Consider the following 21,554-nt stretch of genomic DNA (forward strand, 5'->3'; position numbering starts at 1 on the left):
TATTTTCAGGCACGGAATTTGGAAGTAATAGGATAACGCCAATCGCGACCAAATGCACGATGGGTCAACCGAATCCCGACTGGAGCCTGGCGCCGCTTGTATTCGTTAAGCTTGATCAAACGCGTGACCTTATCCACGTCAGAGCGCTCAAACCCCGCTGCCACAATGTCTTCAATACCCTGGTCTTCCTCAACATAACGCTCGATGATCTGATCAAGCACATCGTAAGGCGGCAGGCTGTCCTGGTCGGTCTGGTCCGGCCGCAACTCGGCACTCGGTGCGCGCGTGATGATGCGCTCGGGAATCGGCTCTTTGCCATGCCCGTAAGGATCATTTTCATTGCGCCAGCGGGCCAGCCGGTAAACGCGCGTTTTCACCAGATCCTTGATCACCGCAAAGCCACCTGCCATATCGCCATACAGCGTGCAATAGCCGGTGGCCAGTTCACTTTTATTGCCGGTGGTCAACACCAGTGCGCCGGTTTTATTGGAAATGGCCATCAACAGCGTACCGCGTACCCGTGCCTGAATATTTTCTTCCGTTGTATCTTCGCCGGCAGGTTCCGGCATCCCCTGAAATACCGGGGCCAGTGCCGAGCGAAAAGCATTGAACGTATCCAGAATAGAAACTTCGTCATAGCGCACATTCAGCCGCTGCGCCATATCGCGTGCATCCAGCAAGGAAATATCAGCGGTATAGGGCGAAGGCATCATCACGGTGCTGACATGTTCAGCGCCCAGCGCATCCACGGCAATGGCCAGCACCAGCGCCGAATCAATACCGCCAGACAGTCCCAGCACCGCATTACGGAAACCGTTTTTGACAAAATAATCTTTCAGCCCCAGCACCAGCGCGCGCCACAGCGATTCATCCTCACTCAGCAGCGGGTGGATTTGCCCCTGCAGCGCACCGCCCTGCCCGGCATCCACCAGCATCAGCTCAGGCCCCAGTTGTGTTGCACGTGCAGCCAGCTCTCCGCCTGCATTCACGGCAAACGAGCCGCCGTCAAAAACCAGCTCATCCTGCCCGCCAAACAGGTTGGCATAAATAATGGATGCGCCTGTTTTTCTTGCGAGATCGGCCAGACGCTGCTCACGCTCTGCCTGTTTACTGGCATGATAAGGCGATGCATTGGGCACCAGCAGCACCTGGGCGCCTGCCTTGCACGCCTGCAAGGCCGCGTCATCAAACCAGATGTCCTCACAGATCAGCACCCCATAACGCACGCCCTGCACTTCAAACACCACCGGATTGTTACCGGGCACGAAATAACGGCGCTCATCAAACACCTGGTAATTCGGCAACATGTGTTTGGCATACGTTGCCAGCACCTGCCCGGCATGAATCACCGAAGCTGCATTATGACGGTACTGCACCGCAAATGACCGGGTACGCTCGCCCGAACCGACGGGATGCCCCAGCACCAGATAAAAATCCTGCAACGCTGCCAGCTCCTGCGCAATACGCGCCAGCGCCGCATCGCAGGCCTGCATGAAGGCCGGGCGCAGCAGCAGATCTTCCGGGATATAACCGCATATGGCCAGTTCCGGCGTCACCAGTATGCGTGCCCCGGCTGCATAAGCGTCCCTGGCAGACTGAACAATCTGGCGGATATTCCCTTCAAAGTCACCCACAACCGGGTTGCACTGGGCTACAGCTATTTTCATGGATCAGGCCAGCTTTAAACAAAAAATGACAAGGTTCGATTATGTCACGCCTGCACAGTACCTGTAGCATGTACAGTTTTCTTTTTATCCAGCGGAACCACGCAGCCCAATTATTCATGCTGCAAAACAGCAAACACAGCCATTAGGGCGCGTTAACACGCTTTCAGTACAAAACAGGCCAAGAAAGCGTATAATAGATAAGTTAACCTGGCTGGCAAGTTTGTGTTTTGACCATACCTGCCTGAACCAGCGCTTCAAGCCCCATTGCTGCCGGAATGGGGCAGGCGACCAGCGGAGAAACTTTCCCCCTATTGCATAATTCTCTTCGCTTACCCAAGATGCTCGTGACGCCAATCACATCCATCTGCAAGAAGTACAACAGACATCAGCGCTTTGCAAACGTTGCTACTGTGTGCAAATGAACACATGCTGTCAAACGCAGCGTGCCGTGACATGGCAGTGTCCGCTCCTGGCGCGATACCGCAAAATCGCGCGAGTGCTGAATCGGCCTTTTGTATGCTTTTCAGTTGACCCAAAAAACTGATGCCGCAAGAGGACAGAACAGTCTGAATAACGCCGATGTGTGAACTGCACATCAACAAGGACAAGGAATTTTTATGGCAAAAGAAGAACTCATTGAAATGCAGGGCATTGTCGACGAAGTGCTGCCGGACTCCCGTTACCGCGTGACGCTGGAAAACGGCCATGCACTGGTGGCATACACCTCAGGCAAAATGCGCAAGAACCACATCCGCATTTTGGCTGGTGATCATGTGGCGCTTGAACTCTCCCCTTACGACCTGGAAAAAGGCCGCATCACCTTCCGTTACCTGGACCGTTCGGGCTCTGCCCCATCATCGAATCCGCAATACGCACGCAGACGGTGATCTGTGCACAACATACTGTGCCTATAAAAAAAGAGGATGATATTCATCCTCTTTTTTATGTCCGTGCCGCATCAGAACCGGCTGGCCCGCCTTTGCAGCAACTTCAATTACAGGTGACCTGTTCCACCACAAAATCGTCGTTCACCAGCACATTAACGCGTTCTGCGTTGAATTCCAGCGTCACCGCCTGGTTCGGCTGCAAAATCCGTACATAACGGGCACCCGTTTTCTGGCGCAACTGCTCCAGCAGGTCGGTGGAGGCTACCTTCCCAATCGCAAACTGAATATGCTCAGCCTCGCAGGATGCCTGTGGCCCTTGTGGCGATGGCAGCAACACCACAGGTTCTTCACCGTTTTGTTGCGCCGCCGCAGGCGGCTGAGGGCTGGCTGGTGCTGATGAAGAAGGTCCATCCAGCAGCACGCACCCACTCAATACCAGAGCCACAGCAATCAGTGTTAACGGTTTCAACATGGTGTACGCCTTTCTCCATCAAAACATCACATCGCCATGCCCGTGTGCCTTGGCATCGGGGGCAGGCATGGCCTATTGCATCTTTGGCAATAGCGACAAAACCTGCTTATTTTTTAGCAGCCTGTACCGCCTGGTTAATGGCCTTCTTGGCAGCGTCAGCACCTTCCCAGCCGGTTACTTTCACCCATTTGCCAGGTTCCAGATCTTTGTAGTGCTCAAAGAAATGTTTCACCTGCTGCAACAGCAGTTCACTCATGTCTTCCAGTTTCTGGATATGCTTGAAATGCGGCAGAATTTTTTCTGTGGGCAATGCAATCAGCTTGGTATCTACGCCGGCTTCGTCTTCCATGTTCAGCAGGCCGATCACGCGGCACGGCACCACCACCCCTGGAGGCAGTGGGAACGGTGTATACACCAGCACGTCCAGCGGGTCACCATCATCGCCCAGCGTTTGCGGAATATAGCCATAATTCAGCGGATAGCTCATTGAGGTACCCATGAAACGGTCAACAAACAGCGCACCGGTTTTTTTATCAACTTCATACTTCACCGGATCTGAATTGGCCGAAATTTCAATCACCACATTAAACGCTTCCGGCGCCTTATCGCCGGTGGGCACATCTTTCAAACTCATTGGTTGACTCCTTTTATAAAATGAATCTATTGTACGTTCTGAATAAAACCCGTTGACTTCAAAGCAGGTTTTAACAAACAACGGCTATCGACAGCCATCATGCACCGGCAATTTTCATGCGTTCAATCAGCACCGATCCGGCTGTTTTAGAGCCATAGGTGTAAGCATCAGCACCGATTGCCACAATGCTTTGGAACATTTCCTTCAGATTACCGGCAATGGTAATTTCCTGCACCGGATAGGCAATCTTGCCATTTTCAACCCAGTAGCCGGCCGCACCACGCGAGTAATCTCCCGTTACATAATTGATGCCCTGCCCGATCAGCTCGGTCACAAATAGGCCGCGATGCAGCTTGCGCAACATGGCGTTCAAATCATCCTGTGCATTGGTCAGGCTGCTGGCAAAACGCAAATTGTGCGAGCCGCCCGCATTGCCGGTTGTCTGCATGCCCAGCTTGCGTGCGGAATACGTTCCCAGAAAATAGCCATGCAGCACGCCCTGGTCAACCACCCGTCTGGCACGCGTTGCCACACCTTCACTGTCAAAAGGCGAACTCCCCCGGCCCTTGGGGATATAAGGATTTTCATCAATGAAAACATGCGGTGCAAACACCTGCTGCCCCAAAGTGTCCAGCAGAAAACTGGTACGCCGGTACAGCGCCCCGCCGCTGACCGCCTGCACAAACGATCCCAGCAAGCCAGCAGCCAGCGGCGACTCAAACAGCACCGGGCATTCGCAGGTCGGAATCTGGCGCGCATTCAAACGTGCCAGCGCCCGCTCGGCTGCATAGCGGCCAATGGTTTCCGGCGCAGCCAGTTCAGTGGCATCCCGCATTGAGCTGTACCAGTAGTCACGCTGCATCTGACTACCTTTGCCGGCGATCGGCGCCACAGAAATAGAATGGCGGCTGGCGGCATAGCCACCGCGAAAACCACGCGTATTGGCCATCCAGAAATGCGACTGCTGTGCCGAAACGCTGGCACCTTCTGAATTGGTAATGCGCTTGGACGTGGCAAAAGCCGCTGTTTCAGCGCTGATGGCAAGTGCAGCGGCGTCATCGGTGCCAATGGACCATGGATAGTACAGATCCAGATCAGGCACATCGTGCGCCAGTTCATGTTCGTCAGGCAGTCCGGCAAACGGGTCTGCGGCGGTAAAACGGGCAATGTCGTACGCAGCTTCAACCGTGCTGCGCAGCGCGGCCATGGAGAAATCAGAGGTACTGGCACTGCCGCTGCTTTGTCCAACATAAACCGATATCCCCAGCGACTTATCGCGGTTTCGCTCTACGTTTTCCACATCCCCGCAGCGTACGGATACACTTAAGCCCACGCCCTCAGAAGCTTCGGCCACGGCATCGCTGGCACCCAGCTTTCGGGCATAATCAAGCGCTTGCTGTGTCACCTCGGCAAATTGTTCGGGACGATAGGCAAATAAATCAGAATGTGTTTTATCTTTCATAACGGGAGCTATCATACTGGTTTGCGCGTTTTCATAGGGATGTCCCCTTTATACCATCGGGCATAGACCCTTACTTGAAGCATGACACCATGACAGAAGCAGAAGATTTTGACGCCCCAGAGGATTTGCCTCCCAGCAAAAGTGAGCTTAAACGCCAGATGCATGAGTTGCAGGACCTGGGCGCGGCCATTGTCACACTGTCCAAAGAGCGCATCAAAGCGCTGGACCTGCCGGAAAAACTGCTGGATGCGTTAAAACAGTGGCAAACCATCAGCGCTCACGGGGGACGCCGCAGACAACTGCAATACATTGGCAAACTGATGCGCTCCGTTGACCCGGAACCGATCCGCCGCGCACTGGATGAACAGCACCGCGGCTCGGCCGAACAAACGCTGCAACTGCACCGGCTGGAAACACTGCGCCAGACGCTGCTGGATGAGGGCGACAATGGACAACAGGCGCTGACCGACTGGACGCGCCAGCATCCGCAAGCCGACATACAGCAACTGCGCAGCCTGATCCGCGCGGCCCGCAAAGACGCAGCAGCCTCCTCAGAGCAGCGTTCTGGGCGTGCTTACAGAGAGCTTTTCCAGTTTCTCAAGGAACATGAACAATGACTTCCGCTTCCCCCGAAAATCTGGAACCCGTCAAAATCGGGCTGCTTTCCGTCAGCGACCGCGCTTCCAGTGGCGTTTATGAAGATAAAGGGCTGCCCGCGCTGCGCGAATGGCTGGGTAAAGCCATTCGTAACCCGATCCATTACGCCGAAAAACTCATTGCCGATGAGCAGGCAACCATCAGCTCGGCATTGATCACCCTGGCAGATACAGAGCAGTGCCATCTGATATTCACCACCGGCGGCACCGGCCCCGCGCTGCGCGATGTCACGCCCGAAGCCACACTGGCTGTGGCCGACAGGGTGATGCCGGGGTTTGGAGAGCAGATGCGCCAGATCAGCCTGAACTTTGTCCCCACCGCGATCCTGTCGCGCCAGGTTGCAGTCGTCCGCAAACAGGCGCTGATCGTCAACCTGCCGGGCCAGCCCAAATCAATTGCCGAGACATTGGGCGGCCTGCCGGCCAGCCAGACCAGTGCCGCAGTGCACGGCATATTTGCAGCCATACCCTATTGCATCGACCTGATCGGAGGACCTTACATTGTGACCGATGACAGCTTCTGCGCAGCATTCCGGCCCAAATCGGCCCAACGCCACTGACATATCTTCACACCATACACTTACCATTTCATCAAGGAGATCAACCGTGCCTCAAGTGATTGTTGAATATTCAAACAACCTCGTCAGCCACAAAGCATTTGAACCTGCAAAACTGGTCAAAGCCATCAATCAGGTTCTGCTGGAAAGCAAGGTATTTCAGGAAAACGACATTAAAACCCTGGCGCATGGCAACGACGTGTTTGCTGTAGGCGGCCCCCACGCCAACGACAAGGCAGAACAGGCCTTCATATTCTGCAAAGTGTATATTCTTGCGGGGCGCTCCGCCGAAATCAAACAGCAGCTCAAACAAGCCACCATGCAGGTCCTCAGAGAACAGGTGAAGCCTGTTGCCGGACTTGAAATTCAGGCTTCTGCTGACATCAACGACATGGAACGTAATCTGTTCATGAAAGAGACTTTTTAAGCCGCCTTTCTTCATCATTTCTCATGACAACAGGGCCTGTATATCAGGCCCTGTTTTGTTTGATGCATAGGCCGTATTTCAAGCTTCAAAACAGCCTCCAACACAGTCTTCTATCAGATATAAAACAACATATTCAATCACTTACGTATGGCTTAATTGAAACACCTCTTCCCACCAAACGGTCAAACCATTTGCGTTACATCAGACAGTTTCGAAATACCCTCCAGCCCTCCCAAAAAGCGAATCCACCTGTGCCAGAATTTCCTCTGTCACATCACACTTTTTATCAGGGAGCATACTATGCCGGTCTCAAACAATACGGCTAAGGGCCTGATCACGGTCCTGGTCGGAGTCGTCCTGTGGTGCCTGCCGTGGTTCATCACTTTACCGGAAGCCATTACGCCACAAGCATGGCACCTGTTTTCACTCACCGTTGCCATCATCGTGGGGTTCATTCTCAGCCCCATGCCAATTGGCGCTATCGCGTTTATCGGTATCAGCATCATTGCGCTGACCAATACGCTGACTGTTAAAGACGTTGTCGCCGGGTTTGGCGATGCCACCATGTGGCTGATTGTTTCGGCCTTCATCTTCTCGCGCGCATTCCTGAAAACAGGGCTGGGCCAGCGTATTGCCTACCTGTTCCTGCGTGCACTGGGCACCAGTACACTGAAGGTTGGCTACGCGCTGGTGCTCAGTGACCTCGTGCTGGCACCTCTGACGCCTTCCAGCGGTGCACGCGCAGGCGCCATCATGTACCCGATCGTACGGGGTGTCAGTACCGCTCTAGGCTCTGAGCCTGACAACAACCCACGCCGTGCAGGTGCCTACCTGATTCAGTGCGTTTACCAATGTGAAGCCATTCTGTGTGCCACATTCATGACCGCCATGGCCGGTAACGCCGCCATTGTCAGAATTGCCAATGATGCCGGTATCAACATCACATGGGGCGGCTGGCTGCTGGCCTCATGCGTACCGGCAGCACTGTGCCTACTGTTATACCCCTGGCTGGTTTACAAGCTGTTTCCGCCTGAAATCAAAAAGACACCCGAAGCCAAAGCCCTGGCAGTTCAAAAACTGCGCGAAATGGGCCCGATGAGCAAACATGAAATCATTCTGGCATGCACGTTCGCTGTGGCATTGTTCCTGTGGTGTACATCGGACTTTTCATTCAACAAATTCAACGCAACCGCTGTTGCCATGTCTGCAGTTTCGTTCCTACTGCTGACAAAAGTCATTGAATGGAAAGACATGCTCAATGAAACCGGCGCCTGGGATACCCTGATCTGGATGGGCGCGCTGATTGCACTGGCCGGACAGCTCTCCAAACTCGGCTTCATTGGCTGGTTTGCCGCATCTGCCAGCGGCTGGATCTCTGCCATTGGTGTGGCAGGTTTTGCCGCACTGGTCGTGCTGATCATTCTGTACATGTACTCGCACTACGGATTTGCCAGCATGACCGCGCACATCGCAGCCATGTATGCCGCATTCCTGGGCGTTGCGATTGCCGCCGGAGCCCCGCCCATGGTCTCCGCACTGGCACTGGGCTTTGTTGCCAACCTGTGCTTGCCAATCACCCATTACAGCGGTACGGCCAGCCCGATTTTTTATGGCGCCGGGTTTGTGCCTTTAGGGCCCTGGTGGAAAATGGGCTTCATTTTCTCCATCATCAGTCTGGTGATCTGGCTGGGCGTGGGCTCGGCATGGTGGAAAGTGATCGGTCTGTGGTAAAGCGCTAGCCTTTTGCATTCCCCAAACAAAAATGCCTGGAGAAATCCAGGCATTTTCACTGCATACTTAAGACAGATTAAGCTTCTTTGGCAGGAATGCGAATTTTCTGGCCCGGGAAAATCTTGTCCGGATCCTGAATCACTTCCTTGTTGGCAGCAAAAATTTTCGGGTAATCATTGGCATTGCCATAAAACTGCTTGGCAATTTTGGAAAGGGTATCGCCCTTTTGAATGATGTAGTAGTCCACTTTGGGCTCGGCAGCAGCCTGGGCAGCAGAAGCAATGATCAGCTTCTTGGCTTCCACTTCCTGCACGCCCTCAACATTGCCTGCAATCAGTACCGCTTTTTGAAAAGCAACAAAGTCAGGGCAGTCGCCTGCCAGGCTGCACTTCTGGCCCTGCACGGTGACCGTCAGGTTTTTAATCCCTAAATGGGCGGCATCCAATTCTTTTTGGATTTTGGCGGCAGCTTCTTCAGGTTTGGCATCGGAGCCAAACAGTTTTTTCCCGATGTTGGATGCAAAATCAAATAACCCCATGGCATTCTCCTTTTCGATTAAATAGACTTGCTGAAAGCCAGACGGGTCATGTTAGCACACTCGTTATCGCCTTAAATCGATGAAAAACCATGAGAGGCACGTTTTTATAGACAAAAAGTCACTTAACCTGCACTTATTTTTTTGCGACCGCCCCTCACAGGCTCTGGATTTATATCTCAAAAACCCGGGTATGTCTCAAAATATTGAACGCAATAATGGCCAATGCGCTGCAAATCCCTACCAGCATCACCCAAGGCCCAACACCTTTGGAACGGATGCTGTAGCCAAATAAGAGCAATGCACAACTGAGAACCAGCAACAACAGCGAAATATAATCGTGTTCATTTGTAAATGACATAGTTGCACACTTAACATTTCTGAAGGCAACATGCTGTAAAGAACCACTGCCTCCTTCTGTGTGGTAACAAGCCGGCCATACCAGCTTCTTTTACAGCGACTCTTTCAGGCAACCGGTCTGGTCCTTTATTCTTTGCTGAACCTCAACCTGATCACCTTCATTTCAGTTTATATCTGAACCCGCAGGTTGACAAGAAAACAACCCTATATTTATTTCATTTGAAACAATTATTTATAAAAATATAGGAATTTGTGGTATGAATGTTGATGTGCATCACAAATCCGGGTTTGTGCGTTTATACTTAGGACCCATTATCTTTTGCAGCGCAAAGCATCAGGTTGAAAATGCGGCTGGCAGGGGATAACCGATGCCTTTAGGCATATTTCTGCTGCAGATGCTTTAATGCACTTGACGCTTTTTGCTTGACCCACAACCAGGAGATCTTCAGAGATGAAAATGATGACCCAGCGCCTCTCTCGTGTTGTAACTCTGATGATTGGCAGCGTCGGCCTGACGTGTGCCATGCTGGCAACAGCCCCCGCACAAGCCGAGGAAGAAAAAGTCCTCAACATTTACAACTGGTCAGATTACATTGCCCCGGACACCATCGCCAACTTTGAACGCGAAACCGGCATCAGAGTCCGCTATGACACGTTTGACAGCAACGAAACGCTGCACACCAAGCTGGTTGCTGGCCGTACCGGCTATGACATTGTGGTCCCGGGCTCCCATTTTGCCAAGCTTCAGATTGAAGCCGGCCTGTTTTTGCCTCTGGACCCTGCCAAAATTCCGAATCTGAGAAACCTGGACCCTGCCATTCAGGCACAGCTTGCCACCGTTGACCCGGGCAACAAGCACCTGGTTGACTGGATGTGGGGTTATACCACCGTAGGGATCAATGTCGACCAGGTGAAAGCCGCCTTGGGTGACATGCCCATGCCGGAAAATGCCTGGGATCTGGTGTTTAAGCCCGAATACTCCGGCAAACTGCGCAGCTGTGGCATTGCCATGCTGGATACCGCCTCAGAAATCATTCCCATTGCCTTGCGTTATGTCGGCAAAGACCCCTACAGCGCCAACGCGGCAGATTATGAAGCCGCCGCGACCATGCTGCGTACCATTCGCCCCAACGTTTCACGCTTCGTTGGTTCGGGCTCTGACTACATTGACCAGTTGGCCACCGGCTCGCTGTGCGTGGTGGTCGGCTGGTCTGGCGACATGATGATCTCTGCGCATAAGTCCCAACAGTCCAGCAAGCCGCAGAACATTGAAGTCCTGCTGCCTGCCATGGGCGGATTGCTGTTCTTTGACACCATGGCCATCCCCAAAGATGCGCCACATCCCGAAAATGCGATGAAATGGATCAACTATATCCTTGATCCCAAGGTGCAGGCATCTTTGACCAATTCGGTGTTTTACGCCAACCCGACATCCAAGGTGTCACTGCCGCATGTCAACCCGGAAATCGCAGCCAATAAAGCCGTTTTCCCGAGCGATGAGGCCATCGCCAACATGATTCCACCCAATGCAATGAGTCAGGCAACCCGCCGTCTGGTGACACGCACGTTCACCAACTTCAAAGCAAACCGGTAATCATTACCAATACGCATTAAAATATCGAGTTACCTATTGTGAGGGACGTACTTTCAGGCTCAGCCTGAATACGTCCCTTCATCTCTCTTTTAACAGGTTATGACGCCGCAAACTGTGCTGTCTTGACGGAGTGTGTATTCAATGAATCCTTTTCACCTTGCAGATAGCCAGAAAACAGACCCGGCGCCTATAACCGCCCCGTATTCTTGCCAACTTTCTCACGCAGGTATTGCCCAATGAGTGAAAAAACCGTTACGGCCAGCGATGAAGCGTTTCTCAGAATTGACGCTATCGTTAAAACTTACGATGACTTTACCGCTGTCGACCGTGTCAGCCTGGATGTTGCCCGGGGAGAGATTTTTGCCCTCCTGGGCCCATCAGGCTGCGGTAAAAGTACACTGCTGCGCATGCTTGCCGGGTTCGAAACCCCGACCTCAGGGCGCATTCTGCTCAACGGCAAAGACCTGACCGATGAACCACCCTACCGGCGCCCGGTCAACATGATGTTTCAGTCCTACGCGCTGTTTCCGCATCTGAGTGTTTGGGACAACATTGCTTTTGGCCTGAAACGTGACAAACTCCCCAAGGCCCAGGTCAATGAACGTGTGGACGACATGCTGCGCTTGACCCAGCTCACCAAATACGCCAAACGCAAACCGCATCAGCTCTCCGGCGGCCAACAGCAACGCGTTGCACTGGCCCGCTCTCTGGCCAAACGGCCTCAGTTGCTGCTGCTGGATGAACCGCTGGGCGCACTGGATAAAAAACTGCGTGAAGCCACCCAGATTGAGCTGGTCAACATCATTGAGCAGGTCGGCGTGACCTGCGTCATGGTCACACACGATCAGGAAGAAGCCATGACCATGGCCTCCCGCATTGCCGTCATGAGCGAAGGCAGCTTCCTGCAGGTTGGCACACCGGCGGACATTTATGAAACCCCGACAACCCGCTTTGTCGCCAACTTTGTCGGCAGCGTCAACATGATGCCCGGCACCATTCTGGAAGATAAAGCCGACCATGTGACCATTGAATGCGCCGACTGTATACAGTATGTCGGGCACGGGGTTACAGGCTACGAAGGCATGGAAGTTACCGTAGCGATCCGGCCGGAAAAAATTGACCTGAGCTTTGAGCAGCCAGAAGGACAAGGCAATATGGTGCAGGGCGAAGTGGCGGAGCTCTCCTACTTTGGCAGCTTCACCATGTACCACATCCGCCTGGGCAGCGGCACCATGATCAAAGTGCACATTGAAAACGACGAACGGGGCCATGCCAATGCGCCCACCTGGGGTGACAAAGTCTGGGCATACTGGCCCGATACCTCCCAGGTTGTGCTCACACAATAACGCAAAGCAAGGTTAAAGGCATAGACATGACAACCCGTGCTATTCGTTTGATGCAGCGCCAGTGGAGAAAACTCCGGCGTGGCCGCACCGCCGTTATCGGTATCCCCTACACCTGGTTACTGATATTTTTCCTGTTGCCATTTCTCATTGTGCTGGCAATGAGCTTTCGCGTGGTCATGCCTGATGGCATCACGCTCTCCAACCTGTTTAATCTGAGTGACGGAGAAACCGCAAATTTCACACTGAAACTAAGCAACTACTGGCGCCTGTTCACCGAGCGGTATTACTGGGAAACCTATGTCTATTCCGTCATCTATGCCGCTGTGACTACCGCCATTTGCCTGTTCATCGGATACCCGTTCGCCTACTTCATGGCACGGGCGCCCAAAACCATTCAGCCCCTTTTGCTTATGGCGGTGATGGTTCCGTTCTGGACCAGCTTTCTGCTGCGTGTTTACGCCTGGAAAGGGCTGCTGGACGCCAACTCCGGCTGGGTCGGCATGCTGATCCATTCGCTCGGGCTTGACAGCCTGCTCGTTCACATGGGCCTGATCAGCAACCCCGGGCAGTACCTGTACACATCCCTGTCTTTGCTGCTCGGGATGACTTATACCTATCTGCCCTTCATGATTTTGCCGCTGTATGGCACGCTCTCCAAAATGGACCATCGGCTGCTGGAAGCTGCGCAGGATCTGGGCGCCACACCCTGGCAGACATTCTGGAAAATTACCGTTCCGCTTTCCGTTACCGGGGTTGTCGCCGGCTCCATGCTGGTATTCATTCCATGCATTGGTGAATACGTCATTCCCAAACTGCTTGGCGACCCCAGCATACTGACTGTGGGGCAAACGCTGTATGACGAATTCTCCAGCAATAACGACTGGCCAATGGCCTCTTCCCTGGCTGTGGTCATGATCATGATCATCATTGTGCCCATGGCGCTGTTCAATAACGCCATGGCGAAGGAGGAAAAACGATGAAATCCTCTGCTACCGGCCGCTGGACTTCGCGTATCTGGCTATTCGCAGGGCTGCTGTTCTTGTACCTGCCGATCATTTCGCTGATTCTATACAGCTTCAGCGAATCATCCATCATCAACGACTGGACACGGTTCAGCCTGAAATGGTACCGCGCCCTGTTCAACGACGAGCGCATTGGCGCCAGCCTGTGGGTATCACTCAAGGTAGCCGCCATGTCGGCAACCGGCTCTGTACTGGTAGGCACCTTGGCAGCCTATACCATTTTGCGCTACAAAAAGTTTTTAGGCCGCCGGCTTTTTCTGGGTATGGTCAATGCCCCGCTGGTCATGCCCGATGTGATTGTCGGTTTATCATTGCTGCTGCTGGTCGTTACCATGCAGAACCTGTTCTCTTTGGAAGGCAGCCGCAACATCTACACCATCTGGGTCGGGCATATGCTGGTTGGCACCGCTTACGCTACGGTGGTCATCATGGCACGCCTGCGTGAAATCAACCTTCAGTATGAAGAAGCGGCCCTTGATCTGGGCGCACGCCCGTTTCAGGTATTCCATCTGATTACACTGCCCATGATAGGCCAGTCGCTGGCCGCAGCCTGGCTGCTGACCTTTACCTTGTCGTTAGATGACGTAGTAATCGCATCCTTCCTCTCCGGCCCGTCTGCAACCACCCTGCCGGTAGAAATATTCTCCCGGGCCCAGCGCGGGCTTGATCCGACTGTGAATGCACTGTCAACGGTAATCATCATTGTGGTCAGCGTTGCCGTCATCGCGGCCAGCTACCTCATCGCCCGCAGAGAAAAACGGGTATGGAAAGAAACATTCGGACGGTAGGACATTCAAAAAACCGACCGTAGTTATAATGGTCTATAGAACTCAGCTATCGAACGTGTTATCCAACCATGCCCTGCAAGGATAACACTTCGAACTTTTGATCAGGTTAGACATCTATAGATAAGTTAAGCTTTTCATGAGGATCAGCCGCGATGAATAAAAAAACATCTCCATCACTGCCAACTGCAGATACGGAAAACATGCACGACAGCTCGGAACCTGCCCAGTCTCAACCAGCATCCAAACCAGATCCGACTGCGCGCTGGAGCGAACGCGTCAAACAAATGACCAGTGGGTATGTACACCACCCGGCTAATGGCACTGCCACCGAAGCACAACATGCCCAGCGCTGTCCGCTCAGAGACATGGATATCCAGACCGTTGCTGACTGTGCTGAAAAATACATTGTCAAGCGCCCGCTGACATCCATGGTCATAGCGGCAACTGCCGGTGCTGTTGTCACCGCATTGTTTGCCGCCCTGATTGGCAGCAGCAAACGCAGACATTAAATCAGAGCGGGCCATTGGTTCATTGCTTTAGGCTGCACGGCACAATAAATACAAGCGCCATAGTGGTTTGCACATATGGTGCTTGTACAGTTGCAATGCCTGCTCTATAATTTCTGACACTGCACACCGTGGGGGAGTAGCTCAGCTGGGAGAGCGCTGCGTTCGCAATGCAGAGGTCGGGAGTTCGATCCTCCTCTTCTCCACCAAACACCATTTCCAAAAGTGCTCATAAAATCCGCAGCACATTGTTTTTTTAAAAAAAAGTAGCATCGCCCCTCGGCACTACCCCCTTTTGGGGACGCCTCAGTAGTCAAAAAATTCAGTGTCAATGCTCGGCTGCGGTTTGTTCTGAATCTGGCCGGTGCCGTTCAATTCCTGCCTCAGGTGCAAAACAGTCTGTCTCCCCCCGTTTATAAGTCCCGCCCATGGTGCTTTTGCCTTGACCGCGCCGCATTTTTTCCCGGCATAACTCGTGAATGTCCGATTCAGAGCCTGATTGAACAAGCGGTAAAGGCCCGATCACATAACTCTGCTTATCCCCTGGAAAATAAATGATCACTCACTTAGGAGTCATCATGAAAAAGATCAAAACATTCATTGAAAACCACGACGTTGCAGACAAGCTTATTGTTGTACTTGGGCTCATCGGAATAATCGCTGTGTATAGCTTAGCAGCTTTGGGGGATTAAGTTATGAAGACTCTTTTTGCTCAAAATTGTTATCGACCAGTTGCTCAAGGCTTTGAAAATAGCTTTGCTTTTGCTCCTTACCCTCGAGCTCTTCAATTTTAGAAGCCGCCCGATACAATTTGGCGTAAATAAGCTGAAAAACAGGCTCTACTTTTTCAATCCGGTAGAGCAATGGATCAGCGTTTTTTTCTTTTTTCAACAATGATGCTGTAATGATTGCTGCGGCCTGGACCAGGGGTTCTTTGAGTTTCATACGTTTCCTTCTTTATTGTTTATCAACGTACCCAAAATCATAACCATGTCATATGTCACTTTTATGACAAAAGCAGAAAATGAAATAAAGTTGAAACAATACGCGGATTAGGCAGTGTAAAAAAACAGATCCGATGACAGGAATTGCTGTTTAGTTGGTATGGCCCATCTGGCAGGGGGAAAAATGGGAGGACACACAACACAGCAACAGACAAGCGAATATATCCGCCAACAGAAACCTGTAAAAATTTCTGCTACCCGTTAGATACTGTTATTTTGGTTAGATGATCAAAACACTGCTTCAATGTTTTGAATAAGAACATATATGAATTAAATCATATAGTTATGTGGTCGGGGTGATACGATTCGAACGTACGACCCACTGCTCCCAAAGCAGATATTAAATCGCTCAACCATGCGGATTTGAGCCTAATTTCATCTAACCATTTTGCTTTTCGCCGGCACGGTTTTATGCGGGTTTCAAGAGGGGCGTTAGATGTTTTTAAGGCTTCCTAAGCGCATCATAAGCAGCATTGCAAGCCTTTAATGCAATGCCCCGTTCGTCAGCAGTTCTTGCATAGATTCCCGCTGCCTGGTCAGTCCTTGTAAGCACGTGGGCAAGCACTCCGATGGGGTCTGAGGTTGTCTGGATTGTGCAGGCAGCTGCAGTATTGCTGGCTGAACGCAAATAAGCAATTCATCAATTTCATGTAATCACATGAAATTTATCAGGTAATATAATGTTTACGCATAAAACAAATATAATTTTCTTATTCAAAACAAATTGTTTGGGCGCTCTATGATCGAAAAAATATTCTTCAAATTTATGGGGCTTGTGATCATCATCCTAGCGCTGTGGAGCATAAAAGAAGAGCAAGACAATACAAATAAATACTACGCCCCACTGCAAGAACGGGCTGCACATCTACTGGCACTCAACTGCCAACCTCAGCAATGTGTGCAAACAGGGGAAATAGAATATCTTAAGACAGATGTTGATATATCCAAATTTCCTCCTAAACGTCCTCATATATATCTCTACCGATACACTTTTGAGGTTGATAACAGAAAGTACTATTCTGATCTGAAGGTATTTAGTGAAAAGCATGGAACCAGATATATGCCAACAGCCCGAATCACTTTGGGAAGAACATTTCCGGAAAAAATTCTTTACGATCCCCAAAACCCCAACATCAACCTACCAGAAGGTTATGCAAAAGTATTAGCCCAAATTCCCAATCCTTACAACCATGCGCCACTGCTGCCATATGGTTTTATGTTTTTGGGACTCTTTTGGACGTGGTACTTTGTTTTCAGCGCTAAAGGACGGGACGAGATAAATAACAGATAACCCTTTTGTGGTTGACCTGTTTTACATTGTTAAGGAAACACTCCGATGGAAATTTTAAGTAAAAATGGTTGGTTCTGTAATTCGGAAAGAGCGTTAAAACATGGGATTGGTTTGTTTATTTTCATAGCCATTCTGCTGACCATAAGTATAGTAGCCGCATTAAAAGGTGACTCACAGGGTTTATTATTCGTAATCATTCCTCTTGGGGTAGTATTTGTAGCAGCGTGCTTCACAAGCGATGGCCCCAAACTGCTTCTTTGCTATATAAGAGCAAAAAAAGTAACTTTTTTCTCAAAACATATCACGGTGGGTAATGAAAGAATCTCTGCAAATAAAATAAAAGAAATTAACTATATTGGAGAGTGGTATAGGCAGGAAGATACAAAGAGATACACTTATGGAATTAATCTTGCTTTTCAAATTATTTTTACTTCCCCAGTCAAAAATATCGGGAGCAGCGTTTATTTTTTAATCCGTTTTCCCGGGCTATTTAATAATGACGAAGCAAGCGCTTTATTTATGGAAGCACTTCAATCTGAAATGAACTTAAATAGGAATGTGTCTTTTAACTCATTTGCATAGTTAAATAACAAGCCCCGTATTTTACGTAATTGGTTACCTTACTGCAAGTTCAGCACTTCAATGATCGAATTGTAGGAGCGCTCACACACTACTCCGGCAATGTGAGACTGGTCTGCATACCTCATGTGTCCAGGATACTCTTTTCAGTATGCTGCCAAACAAGCATCAAGTTCTATCACATTCCGGTCTGCGTATTCAGCGTAGATTGAAGCTAACGCCAACCACACAAGCATGAGCCTGTTCACATAAAAGGCAATCTATAAACGATCATAGCAACTCATCTACTTAAAGGAGACTACGATGAAGATGAGTTTGACTAAAAAAGGATTGGCTGCAGCTTTTGCTGCATTAGGTATGTTTTCACTGATTTCTACAGTCCACGCCCAAACAGAACCTTATTATGCAGGAGCCGCTTCAGCAGATATTTCTACCGGTCGAGTTACTGGCACCTTGGATCAACTGTGTCACTTCCTTGTCAAAGATCGTTATGAGCGAGAATTTCCTTCAGGCAATCCGAGGTTCATTGATGCCAAATTTGCCTGGTTTGCCAGTGGTAAACAAGGCGACAATGTCCGAAAGCTGGCATGTTCCATCAAAGATCAGTATTTAAGAAGGGTGGACGGTGTCATGATATGGTATCCCCCCGAACCCGTATTTCCAGATATTCCGTCTAGCCCATGGGGCCCTGCACTGTGCAACGAGTACAATGGTACAGGTTTATATGCTGATAGAGATGGTTGCTGGTGGTATCCTCCTAAATGAGTTTTACCATACAGCTAAACTTTAGCTCATTTTAAGAATAGCCCGCAAAAAGCGGGCTTACTTGTTTGCCCTCGCATTGTAAAACCCGTTACACGTCAGTAAGCGGTTTCGAGTTGTGTCAGCGTATTGTGCATAGACTCCCGCCAGTCTGTCAGATTCTTCAAGCAACTCGGTAAGCACTCGGATGGTATGGGCGGCGGCAGTGCAATTGCCGGTAGCGGATCGACTTGCTGCCTGACGTACACGGGCGAGTTCTGAGCGCACCCCGTCACGCTCAGCAATAGCGCTGTCACGATCATCCATAATCTGCTGTTCCCTTTTTTCGCTTTCATTGCGTTCAATCTCCCTTTGTTCAAGTTCGCGCTGCCGTTCCAACAGCATTGCTTGCATCTGAGCCACCTTGTAGCTTTCAAATTCCAGCGTGACCATCACTGTTTCATGGCGGGCTGCCTCAAGCCGGAAGGTCTGAACGGTGCCCCACAACAGCAGCGCCACAATAGCCAGAACAGCGCCGATCTCTGGCAGGTACTTTTTAATCACACTCATATCAAGGTTTCTCCAATACGGGTACTCTACGCGTGCACATTAAGCGCCCTGTTTAATGTGAATAAGTGGTTATGCCCGCCTACCCCGGCGGGTTCTTTTTTTTATTCATCAATTATGTGAATTAGTAGACGCCCAAAATCGCAAATCCCTGTTTGTCCCGTTGACAGCCATATATGGCAGATGTATTCTCTGCTTGCGTATCAAGAGCCCATTCTTAATACGTGATTGACTAAGCTTATACCCCCGCCTCGGTAACATCCCTTGGCGGGGCTTTTTGTTTATTGCGGGAATCCCCGGTACGGGTATCAATAGCGGCTCGAAAATCCCGAATAGCTGTTGATGCCTTAATAGCCAAAGCCACTACTTAAAGTTAACAAAGCTTCTTTACATAACATTGACAACCTTTGGTAACGGATGTAATATCCGCATGCGCATTAAGCCGCTTTGTAACTCCTTTGCTTAATGCGTAGTTCAACGCTTTACCCCGCCTCCGTATCCATCCTTGGCGGGGTTTTTTATTCACTGATGCACCTCTGGTACTCTGCCTGCCTGCGAGTCCATAGGCCTGCGCATATTCTGTTTCCTGGCGTGCTGCAATCAAAGGGCTTCCCATTGATTCGTAGATACTTGAATGTGAGGATTGCTGTACAGGCAGCATCATGCCTGCCATTCCTCAGTTTCAATGGTATAGAAGACCTGCAAAATTTGGCAGTCCCCACGTTATAGGACAGGCTCACAAAGGCATCAAATTCACCTTGAGACAGAGGAACGTCAGGGCCGATGCACTTCTTTATCTCTTCACCAAACTTATTTACATCCGCCCCTAAGCGTTCTATCGCTTCGTCCTTGGTAATGGTGTCACCGGGTTTGACGCCTGCTGTCGTGCCATAACCTATGGTCGGTACATCCCATCCATGCACCGGATCTGGATATGCCTTGTCTCTAAACCCCTCGAATCCGGCAATGGAAGCAATGACGGCCGCCGATGCTCCAAGTGCTGCCAGCGTGTATCTGGTTTTAGTCATCTCCACCCCTCCCCTTGATCGCCTTATGGCACTTGATCAGTACATAGACAATGCTCACGACAAAGTAAACAAAGGTTGCTATGGCAACCAGCGTATTCCAGGTGATGCCAGCAATAAAGCTACCCCCAACCGTATTGGCTGCGGCCATCTTCACATCCGGCATAACGTCCGGACTCTTGACTGTTGAGATGATTTTTTGGATTTTGGTGAGCACGGTTTCTCCTTTTCTTCTTGCCCAATAAAAAAGCCGCCTACTTCATCGTAGACGGCTCACTTGTTGTTAGGTGAACGGTTTAATACCGATAAAACTGCATTAACCAGCAACCACGTTGACAGCCACGTTAGGTGTATAGTCACCAAACCAGTTGCCATGATCCCCTACCATCCGTCCTTGCAGGTTATAAACGCCAGGCGTTGATGGCGCCATCACCGGAAACACCATAATTGCCGTCTGATTAGGTTCGATTCTGGAAGGCAGCCACACACGATGAGCGCCCCAAATGAAGTTATCCTGCGGATTCTGTGTACCCAGAAACACTTCACCCAACTCCCACTTCACATTGCCTGTATTACGCATGTCCACGCGAATATCGTATGGTCTACCCGCAATCATCGTCGATGGAATCAAGTGTCCAATCCACTGCGCATTAGCATGCGAGTATTTCACCTGTCTCCCGATCTGATCCCACCATTGACGGTAATTTTGCAACCGATAATCCCCTGACCCTAACCCAATGAAAGTCCCTGTTTCGTCATACCCAGAATTCCACAAAAATGTCACAATTGCCAGCACAGTTGGATCACTTTGTGCGTAAGCGTACATTCTGAATGGATCATGTGCTCTTGTATCATTTTGAGTTACATAGGCACACGGAACAACAAACATACGCTGTTTGGCGTTGAGTTGAAGTTCACTTTGAAGCCTTCTAAACCAATACAGATAGAAATCCTCACTGGTGCTTTGTCCATCCCCTGGGGTAAACTCATCTATGCCGATCCAGTCAAACAACCGCAATCCGGCAATGGCGCGTCCATAATTGATACTAGTACAAACAGCAAGTGCTCCATATTGTGAATGATTATTCCTGCGGATGATATTCACAATCTGTGCCAACACGGGAGAAGGTGCGCCATTCACATCCACCAAGCCGTGTTGCTCAGGTTCATCTACCGGATAAAACCCGATAACGGTCCCATTCTCAACATCGTTTGGAGCAAAAAAACCATCGCCTACTAATCGGTTCATAAAACCAAGCCACTTTGTTTCTGCAAACTGATCAAGGGTGTAGTACCCGCCCTCAGTTGAAGGGGCATACAAGTAAGGGGTGCTGATCACCGCCTTATTGCCTTTATCCTTGACTATCGCCAAATCCCGGGCAAGCTGGTTGTAATCAGACCAGAAAATCACCGAAAGGTTGGTATGATTAACTACCTCACTTTGGCGCCCGTTCTCTGTATGCAAGTGACCAAAGTATTTCAGATGCGATGCGGCGCTAGTCGCTGTTACCTGTACTGCCGGCTGCGCCGAAGCAGCTATTGCCGAGGATGCCTTACCCTCATCCACGGTGGGATGTAAAAGTCCTATATTCATCATATGTATTTCCTCATTGTGATATGTAGTAGAAAGAGCGTCACTTTCATGACAGCTCACACTCACTTTAATAGGGCAATAAGGGCATATGTGAACGAAAAACCGCCCG

The 21,554-nt window shown here is 50.5% G+C and carries 24 protein-coding genes and 1 tRNA gene; 14 read left to right on the forward strand and 11 right to left on the reverse strand.

Annotated elements, in window-relative coordinates; all coding sequences use genetic code 11:
- Window positions 1-5: 5 nt before the first annotated feature.
- A complete protein-coding gene (locus tag CUZ56_RS03450) occupies window positions 6-1,667 on the reverse strand; it encodes an NAD+ synthase (protein WP_126978209.1) in 1,662 nt (553 codons plus the stop codon).
- 617 nt (window positions 1,668-2,284) lie between these two features.
- On the opposite strand from CUZ56_RS03450, the gene infA reads away from it, so the two are divergent.
- A complete protein-coding gene (gene infA, locus CUZ56_RS03455; protein WP_126978211.1) occupies window positions 2,285-2,554 on the forward strand; it encodes a translation initiation factor IF-1 in 270 nt (89 codons plus the stop codon).
- 103 nt (window positions 2,555-2,657) lie between these two features.
- Here infA and CUZ56_RS03460 read toward each other — a convergent pair whose 3' ends face one another.
- The 3 genes from CUZ56_RS03460 to pmbA form a co-directional block, all read right to left on the reverse strand.
- Window positions 2,658-3,026 carry an I78 family peptidase inhibitor gene (locus CUZ56_RS03460; protein ID WP_126978213.1) on the reverse strand — a complete coding sequence of 123 codons (369 nt, stop codon included), beginning with the start codon at window positions 3,024-3,026 and terminating at the stop codon, window positions 2,658-2,660.
- A 106-nt stretch (window positions 3,027-3,132) separates the two neighbouring features.
- Window positions 3,133-3,660, reverse strand: coding sequence for an inorganic diphosphatase (gene ppa, locus CUZ56_RS03465; RefSeq protein WP_126978215.1), 528 nt, complete (start codon window positions 3,658-3,660; stop codon window positions 3,133-3,135).
- 97 nt (window positions 3,661-3,757) lie between these two features.
- Window positions 3,758-5,122 (reverse strand): metalloprotease PmbA, encoded by a 1,365-nt coding sequence (gene pmbA / locus CUZ56_RS03470; RefSeq protein ID WP_126978217.1) that lies wholly within the window; start codon window positions 5,120-5,122, stop codon window positions 3,758-3,760.
- Between the two features lie 89 nt (window positions 5,123-5,211).
- On the opposite strand from pmbA, the gene yjgA reads away from it, so the two are divergent.
- From yjgA to CUZ56_RS03490, 4 genes are all read left to right on the forward strand, one after another.
- Complete coding sequence (gene yjgA / locus CUZ56_RS03475; protein ID WP_126978219.1) at window positions 5,212-5,739, forward strand: ribosome biogenesis factor YjgA; 528 nt, start codon at window positions 5,212-5,214, stop codon at window positions 5,737-5,739.
- On the forward strand, window positions 5,736-6,338 hold the full coding sequence (mog, locus tag CUZ56_RS03480; RefSeq protein WP_126978221.1) for a molybdopterin adenylyltransferase: 603 nt from the start codon (window positions 5,736-5,738) through the stop codon (window positions 6,336-6,338). Before yjgA ends, mog begins: the two co-directional genes overlap by 4 nt.
- Before the next feature lie 46 nt (window positions 6,339-6,384).
- On the forward strand, window positions 6,385-6,762 hold the full coding sequence (locus tag CUZ56_RS03485) for a 5-carboxymethyl-2-hydroxymuconate Delta-isomerase (protein WP_126978223.1): 378 nt from the start codon (window positions 6,385-6,387) through the stop codon (window positions 6,760-6,762).
- A 300-nt stretch (window positions 6,763-7,062) separates the two neighbouring features.
- Window positions 7,063-8,493, forward strand: coding sequence for a DASS family sodium-coupled anion symporter (locus CUZ56_RS03490; RefSeq protein WP_126978225.1), 1,431 nt, complete (start codon window positions 7,063-7,065; stop codon window positions 8,491-8,493).
- A gap of 76 nt (window positions 8,494-8,569) precedes the next feature.
- On the opposite strand, the gene lysM is transcribed toward CUZ56_RS03490, so the two are convergent.
- Entirely contained in the window at window positions 8,570-9,031 is a 462-nt protein-coding gene (gene lysM, locus CUZ56_RS03495) for a peptidoglycan-binding protein LysM (RefSeq protein ID WP_126978227.1), read from the reverse strand.
- Window positions 9,032-9,839: 808 nt separating this feature from the next.
- Here lysM and CUZ56_RS03505 point away from each other — a divergent pair.
- The 6 genes from CUZ56_RS03505 (at window position 9,840) to CUZ56_RS03530 (ending at window position 14,853) form a co-directional block, all read left to right on the forward strand.
- Entirely contained in the window at window positions 9,840-10,982 is a 1,143-nt protein-coding gene (locus tag CUZ56_RS03505; RefSeq protein WP_126978231.1) for an extracellular solute-binding protein, read from the forward strand.
- 236 nt (window positions 10,983-11,218) lie between these two features.
- On the forward strand, window positions 11,219-12,328 hold the full coding sequence (locus CUZ56_RS03510) for an ABC transporter ATP-binding protein (protein WP_126978233.1): 1,110 nt from the start codon (window positions 11,219-11,221) through the stop codon (window positions 12,326-12,328).
- A 26-nt stretch (window positions 12,329-12,354) separates the two neighbouring features.
- Complete coding sequence (locus tag CUZ56_RS03515) at window positions 12,355-13,308, forward strand: ABC transporter permease (protein ID WP_126978235.1); 954 nt, start codon at window positions 12,355-12,357, stop codon at window positions 13,306-13,308.
- Complete coding sequence (locus tag CUZ56_RS03520) at window positions 13,305-14,138, forward strand: ABC transporter permease (protein WP_126978237.1); 834 nt, start codon at window positions 13,305-13,307, stop codon at window positions 14,136-14,138. The genes CUZ56_RS03515 and CUZ56_RS03520 overlap by 4 nt, the downstream gene beginning before the upstream one ends.
- A 152-nt stretch (window positions 14,139-14,290) precedes the next feature.
- Window positions 14,291-14,647 carry a hypothetical protein gene (locus CUZ56_RS03525; RefSeq protein WP_126978239.1) on the forward strand — a complete coding sequence of 119 codons (357 nt, stop codon included), beginning with the start codon at window positions 14,291-14,293 and terminating at the stop codon, window positions 14,645-14,647.
- A 130-nt stretch (window positions 14,648-14,777) separates the two neighbouring features.
- A tRNA-Ala gene (locus CUZ56_RS03530) sits at window positions 14,778-14,853 on the forward strand.
- A 484-nt stretch (window positions 14,854-15,337) separates the two neighbouring features.
- Here the strand turns inward: CUZ56_RS03530 and CUZ56_RS03535 are convergent.
- Both CUZ56_RS03535 and CUZ56_RS16150 read right to left on the reverse strand, forming a co-directional pair.
- A complete protein-coding gene (locus CUZ56_RS03535; RefSeq protein ID WP_126978241.1) occupies window positions 15,338-15,589 on the reverse strand; it encodes a hypothetical protein in 252 nt (83 codons plus the stop codon).
- A gap of 501 nt (window positions 15,590-16,090) precedes the next feature.
- Window positions 16,091-16,213, reverse strand: a complete 123-nt coding sequence (locus tag CUZ56_RS16150; RefSeq protein WP_239442026.1) for a DUF2514 family protein — start codon at window positions 16,211-16,213, stop codon at window positions 16,091-16,093.
- Window positions 16,214-16,387: 174 nt separating this feature from the next.
- Here CUZ56_RS16150 and CUZ56_RS03550 point away from each other — a divergent pair, with 174 nt between their 5' ends.
- The 3 genes from CUZ56_RS03550 to CUZ56_RS03560 all read left to right on the forward strand — a co-directional run bounded on the left by CUZ56_RS03550 (window position 16,388) and on the right by CUZ56_RS03560 (window position 18,283).
- The gene (locus CUZ56_RS03550; RefSeq protein ID WP_126978243.1) at window positions 16,388-16,939 is read left to right on the forward strand and encodes a hypothetical protein; all 552 of its coding nucleotides are present in this window, start codon (window positions 16,388-16,390) and stop codon (window positions 16,937-16,939) included.
- Window positions 16,940-16,984: 45 nt separating this feature from the next.
- Window positions 16,985-17,521, forward strand: a complete 537-nt coding sequence (locus CUZ56_RS03555) for a hypothetical protein (protein WP_126978245.1) — start codon at window positions 16,985-16,987, stop codon at window positions 17,519-17,521.
- A gap of 300 nt (window positions 17,522-17,821) precedes the next feature.
- The gene (locus tag CUZ56_RS03560; protein ID WP_126978247.1) at window positions 17,822-18,283 is read left to right on the forward strand and encodes a hypothetical protein; all 462 of its coding nucleotides are present in this window, start codon (window positions 17,822-17,824) and stop codon (window positions 18,281-18,283) included.
- Between the two features lie 57 nt (window positions 18,284-18,340).
- On the opposite strand, the gene CUZ56_RS03565 is transcribed toward CUZ56_RS03560, so the two are convergent.
- The 4 genes from CUZ56_RS03565 to CUZ56_RS03580 all read right to left on the reverse strand — a co-directional run bounded on the left by CUZ56_RS03565 (window position 18,341) and on the right by CUZ56_RS03580 (window position 21,448).
- Window positions 18,341-18,829, reverse strand: coding sequence for a DUF2514 family protein (locus CUZ56_RS03565; protein ID WP_126978249.1), 489 nt, complete (start codon window positions 18,827-18,829; stop codon window positions 18,341-18,343).
- A gap of 515 nt (window positions 18,830-19,344) precedes the next feature.
- Window positions 19,345-19,854 (reverse strand): lysozyme, encoded by a 510-nt coding sequence (locus tag CUZ56_RS03570; RefSeq protein ID WP_126978251.1) that lies wholly within the window; start codon window positions 19,852-19,854, stop codon window positions 19,345-19,347.
- Window positions 19,847-20,068 carry a hypothetical protein gene (locus tag CUZ56_RS03575; RefSeq protein WP_126978253.1) on the reverse strand — a complete coding sequence of 74 codons (222 nt, stop codon included), beginning with the start codon at window positions 20,066-20,068 and terminating at the stop codon, window positions 19,847-19,849. The genes CUZ56_RS03570 and CUZ56_RS03575 overlap by 8 nt, the downstream gene beginning before the upstream one ends.
- A 99-nt stretch (window positions 20,069-20,167) precedes the next feature.
- Window positions 20,168-21,448 (reverse strand): hypothetical protein, encoded by a 1,281-nt coding sequence (locus CUZ56_RS03580; RefSeq protein ID WP_126978255.1) that lies wholly within the window; start codon window positions 21,446-21,448, stop codon window positions 20,168-20,170.
- Window positions 21,449-21,554: the final 106 nt, after the last annotated feature.

The organism is Saezia sanguinis (genome assembly GCF_003991585.1).
GTDB classification, from domain to species: domain Bacteria; phylum Pseudomonadota; class Gammaproteobacteria; order Burkholderiales; family Burkholderiaceae_C; genus Saezia; species Saezia sanguinis.